Source organism: Micromonospora sp. NPDC047753 (genome assembly GCF_040642735.1).
Lineage (GTDB): Bacteria > Actinomycetota > Actinomycetes > Mycobacteriales > Micromonosporaceae > Micromonospora.
The window spans coordinates 1-4,952 of record NZ_JBEYSL010000496.1 but is presented as its reverse complement, the minus strand read 5'-3'; the positions used below and the strand labels follow the sequence as shown (position 1 = coordinate 4,952).

At 71.7% G+C, this 4,952-nt stretch carries 4 protein-coding genes and 1 pseudogene; 3 read left to right on the top strand and 2 right to left on the bottom strand.

Annotation, left to right across the window (positions count from 1 at the left end):
- Window positions 1-568, bottom strand: a pseudogene (locus ABZ749_RS29405) (RDD family protein); the annotation flags it as partial.
- A 275-nt stretch (window positions 569-843) separates the two neighbouring features.
- Window positions 844-2,049, bottom strand: coding sequence for a 4-hydroxyphenylpyruvate dioxygenase (hppD, locus tag ABZ749_RS29400; RefSeq protein ID WP_357193834.1), 1,206 nt, complete (start codon window positions 2,047-2,049; stop codon window positions 844-846).
- A gap of 139 nt (window positions 2,050-2,188) precedes the next feature.
- On the opposite strand from hppD, the gene ABZ749_RS29395 reads away from it, so the two are divergent.
- From ABZ749_RS29395 to ABZ749_RS29385, 3 genes are all read left to right on the top strand, one after another.
- Window positions 2,189-2,692: an Lrp/AsnC family transcriptional regulator gene (locus ABZ749_RS29395; protein ID WP_355005914.1), complete on the top strand. Its 504-nt coding sequence runs from the start codon at window positions 2,189-2,191 to the stop codon at window positions 2,690-2,692.
- A gap of 105 nt (window positions 2,693-2,797) precedes the next feature.
- Complete coding sequence (locus ABZ749_RS29390) at window positions 2,798-4,210, top strand: PQQ-binding-like beta-propeller repeat protein (protein ID WP_357233497.1); 1,413 nt, start codon at window positions 2,798-2,800, stop codon at window positions 4,208-4,210.
- Between the two features lie 125 nt (window positions 4,211-4,335).
- Window positions 4,336-4,952: fumarate hydratase (locus tag ABZ749_RS29385; protein ID WP_357233495.1), on the top strand; the 617-nt coding region annotated here is incomplete at its 3' end.

The following is a 4,952-nucleotide window of genomic DNA, read 5'->3' as shown; positions in this document are numbered from 1 at the left end:
CGCGCGACGCGCGCCGGAAGACCTCCTGCCAGTACGGCGCCCACTCCTGCGCCCAGCGCCAGACGAACCAGCCGTTGACAACCACGTTCAGTGCGAGGACGAGACCGAAGTCGATCAGCCGGGCGACCAACCTACGGCCGTAGCCGGCCAACCTGAAGCCGTGCGGTCGCGGCTCCGGCGGACGGCCGGGCCAGCCGGGGTGACCGGCCGGGGGCGCCCAGCCGGGAGGGGCACCCGGTGGTGCCCAGCCCGACGGACCGCCCTGCGGGCCCCAGCCGGGAGGGCCGGCCTGCGGTCCCCATCCCGGGCCGTGCCCCGGTTGCGGGCCGTACCCAGGGGGTGGACCCTGCTGGGGCGACCAGCCCGGAGCGCCGGTCGCCGACTCGGGGGTCGTCGACGCCGCTGGCGCGGCCGGGGTGACCGGCGCGGGCGGCGGCTCGGCCGGCGGCGGACCGTCCGGCGGAGTCGCGTCGACGGGAATGGGCGCACCGAGCCAACCCTCGCCGTCCCAGTAACGCCGGGTCTCGGTGTCGGCGGGGTCGACGTACCAGCCGGGTTGCACGCTCACGCCGTCGCTCCGCTTCGCTTCGCGACGGCGCGAGGCGCCACGCTACTGAGCCTGCTGGTTCGCTCGCTGCGCTCGCTCACGCCGTCACCGCTCCGCTTCGCTCGCTCACTGGGACACCTTAACGACGGCTGTTCCCTCGAACTCGGCATGGCGGTACTGCGGGGCGTACCCCTGGGGGTCTGGTCCGGGCGGCGGCGCGAAGCCGCCGGCGGTGGGTCGGGGCCCACCGGCCGGCGGCGTCGGGTACGACGGAGGTTGCGTCACGCTCGCAAGTGTTACAGGTTGCCGCGGGCTTCCTGCTCTCGCTCGATCGCCTGGAAGAGCGCCTTGAAGTTGCCCTTGCCGAAGCCCAGCGAGCCGTGCCGCTCGATCAGCTCGAAGAAGACAGTGGGACGGTCCTGCACCGGCTTGGTGAAGATCTGGAGCAGGTAGCCGTCCTCGTCCCGGTCGACCAGGATCTTGCGGGCCTTCAGCTCCTCGATCGGCACCCGCACCTTGCCGATCCGCTCACGCAGCTCGGGGTCGTCGTAGTACGAGTCCGGGGTGTCCAGGAATTCCAGGCCGGCAGCGCGCATCGCGTCGACGCTGGCAAGGATGTCGTTGGTGGCGACGGCGATGTGCTGCGCGCCCGGGCCCTGGTAGAACTCCAGGTACTCGTCGATCTGGGACTTCTTGCGGGCGATCGCTGGCTCGTTCAGCGGGAACTTCACCTTGCGGGTGCCGTTCGCCACGACCTTGCTCATCAGCGCCGAGTAGTCGGTGGCGATGTCGTCGCCGACGAACTCCGCCATGTTGGAGAAGCCCATCACCCGCTTGTAGAACTCGACCCACTCGTCCATCCGGCCCAGCTCCACGTTGCCGACGACGTGGTCGACGGCCTGGAAGAAGCGCTTCGGCTGGATGCCGGCGTCGATCATCGGCTGCCGGTCCACGATCGGGCCCCGGGCCACGAAGCCGGGCAGGAACGGGCCGGTGTAGCGGGACCGGTCGACCAGCGTGTGCCGGGTGTCGCCGTACGCGGCGATGGCGGCCATCCGGACGGTGCCGTGCTCGTCGGTCACGTCGTGCGGCTCGACGACGCTGGCGGCGCCCTGCGCGATGGCGTGCGCGTACGCGGCGTCCACGTTCGGGACCTCCAGCGCGATGTCGCTGATCCCGTCGCTGTGCCGGGCCACGTGCTCGGCGCCCTCGGCGTCCGGGCGCACCGCGCCGGTCAGCACGAACCGGGCCGAGCCGCTGGTCAGCACGTACTGGGCGTGGTCCCGGTAGCCCTGCTCGGGGCCGCGGTACGCCACGCAGGTCATGCCGAAGGCGGTGGAGTAGTAGTGGGCGGCCTGCTTGGCGTTGCCGACCAGGAAGTGCACGTGGTCGAGGCCCCGGACCGGGAACGGGTCGTGGCTGATGTCGTGGTCGACAGCGCCGACGAGCCGGTCGACGTCGACGTCCTCGGTCGACTTGGGTCGGTCGATCGCCTGGGTCATGGTGGGCTCCCTCGCGTACCGGCCGGCCTTGTGGGCCGCCGTGGTCGGTTCTTGAGGCGAGGATCGCTGCCCCGGCATCGAGTGGGCAACTGTTGGCAGAAATGCTGGTCAGGTTGCGCATTCGGTATGGTCTTCACTCATGAATGGTGAGCAGAATGTACAGCTCGACGCTCTCGACGTGCGCTTGATCGAACTGCTCGCCGAGGAGCCGCGGATCGGGGTGCTGGAGTGCTCGCGGCGGCTCGGGGTGGCCCGGGGCACCGTGCAGGCGAGGCTGGACAAGCTCGTCGAGCGGCAGGTCATCAAGGGCTTCGGCCCCGAGATCGCGCCGGCCGCGATCGGGTTCGGGGTGACCAGCTTCGTCACCCTGGAGATCACTCAGCGGCACGGTCACGACCCGGTCACCGCTCACCTGGCCGCCATCCCCGAGGTGCTGGAGGCGCACACCATCACCGGCTCCAGCGACCTGCTCTGCCGGATCGTGGCCCGGTCGAACACCGACCTGCAACGGGTCATCGACCAGATCGTCTCGTCCGCCGGCATCACCCGCGCCTCGACGATCATCGCGCTGGCCGAGCAGATCCCCTACCGCACGCTTCCGCTGGTGCGCAGCGCTGTTCGGCTGGACGGAAGGGCGCTGTAACACCTCCGGGCGCAGAAAGCGCGGCGACACGGCGGCGCGGGCGTACGGAAGATCCGTGATCGTGGCTACGGTGTGCGGGTGGCGAAGGGGAGCGTGCGCGGTGGGCTGCTGCTTGGCCTCGCCGTGGTCGTCGCGCTCGCCGCGACCGGCGTGTGGAACCCGTTCCCCGGCCTGTGGGACTGGGTGGACCGCAGCGAACCCATCTCCGAGCCCGACGTGGTCTGGCAGCAGCGGGTCGGCGGCACTCCGCGCAGCGTGACCATCGCCGGCGACGCCGTGGTGGTCGAGCAGCGCACCCGGGTCGAGGCTCGCAGCCTGGCCACCGGTGCCCAGCTCTGGGAGCGCAAGGCGGACTGGGCGGCGGTCGCGGGCGGTGACCGGGATCCGGTCGTGGCCGTGGGCAAGCTCCTGGTCAAGGGGTACGAGCTGCTCGACCCGACGACCGGGGTGACCCGGCGGCGTGACGATGACGCGGTGGCCGTCTGGACGTACCGCAACCTGCTCCTCGACGCCAGCTGCACGGACGCCACCGACTGCACCCTGAGCGCCTGGGACCCGCGTGGCACGACGCCGCTCTGGACGGCCTTCCTGCCCGGGGTGCACAGCGGCCTGCTCGCCGACAATCCAGGTCTGCGCGGCACCCGCCGGCTCACCGCCACCCGGATCGACGACGGCGTGGCCGGGGCGGAAGCCGCGCCTCCGCTGCTGGGCTTCCCGGTCGACGGTCGGGTCCACGTGGTCGACACCGCCACCGGCCGGGTGCTGCAGAACGTCGAGCCCGGCCGGGAGGAGCGGCTCTCCGTGGTGGGCGGCCGGCTGTTGCGCATCTCCGCCCGATCCCAGGACGGCACCTGCTACTTCGCCATCTCCGCCCGGGACTCGGCGACCGGGCAGGAGGCCTGGCAGCGGGCCGGCATCAACCTGCGCACCGCCGACTCCGCCGGCTGCGTGCAACGCGAGGACCCGCAGGGTGCGCGGAACGTGCTGATCGGCGTCGCCCCGGACGGCCGCGAAACCGTCATCGACGGGTACGACGGCCGGCTGCTCTGGGTCGGTGAGCCGGGCACCAAGCTGATCGCGGTGGACGACCGTTCGGCGGTGTTCAGGGCCGCCGACAAACGTTCCGTCATCGCCCGTGAGCTGGGCACCGAGAAGGTGCTCTGGACGCGGCAGGCCAGCGGCAAGGCCGGGGCCGCGCTCACCCCGTACGCGGCGGTGGTGGCCGACGAGAAGCCGTCCCGGCTGGCGGCACTGGACCCGCGCACCGGCCGGGAGCTGGCCGTTCTGCGCACCTCGGCGAACGCCCTCGCCGTCGGGTCACAGGGCATGATCATCGGTGAGGGGCGGGAGATCGGGTACGTCCGCTTCGGCGCGTCCGGAAACTCGCCCGCCCGACCTCCCGACGACGGTGGGAATCCCGGGCCGGGCGGCCCCGGCCCCGGCGGGCCGGACAACAACGACGACTGCGGGCCGAAGCGGGAACTCTGCCCCGACCCGGGTGGCGGCAAGGACGGCTGAGCGGGCCGTCCGCCTCATGATCCGGATGGCGGCCGGGCCCGGCGCGCCCGGTGGATGAGAGCGGCGTCCCAGGACCCGCCCGGCGGGTGGGAGTGATCGACCGGTCTGCCCTAGGCTTGCCGCTCATGAGCAGTGCCGCCGCATTCTCGTACGCCCCTCTGCTGCCGACCGGTCCCGACCAGACGGACTATCGCCTGGTCACCGACGAGGGCGTGGACGTCGTACACGGCCCGGGAGGCCGTCGGTTCCTCACTGTGGAACCGGCAGCGCTCACCGCGCTGACCGCCGAGGCGATGCACGACATCGCGCACTTCCTGCGCCCCGCGCACCTGGCGCAGCTCCGGGCGATCATCGACGACCCGGCCGCTTCGCCGAACGACAGGTTCGTCGCGCTGGACCTGCTGCGCAACGCCAACATCGCCGCCGGCGGTGTGCTGCCCATGTGTCAGGACACCGGCACCGCCATCGTGATGGGCAAACGCGGTCGGCACGTGCTGACCGACGGTGCCGACGCGGAGGCCATCTCCCGGGGCGTCTACCAGGCGTACACCAAGCTCAATCTGCGCTACTCCCAGCTCGCCCCGCTGACCATGTGGGACGAGCGGAACACCGGCAGCAACCTGCCCGCCCAGGTGGACCTGTACGCCGAGGACCCGGACGGGCACCCCGACGCGTACAAGTTCCTGTTCATGGCCAAGGGCGGTGGCTCGGCCAACAAGTCGTACCTCTACCAGGAGACCAA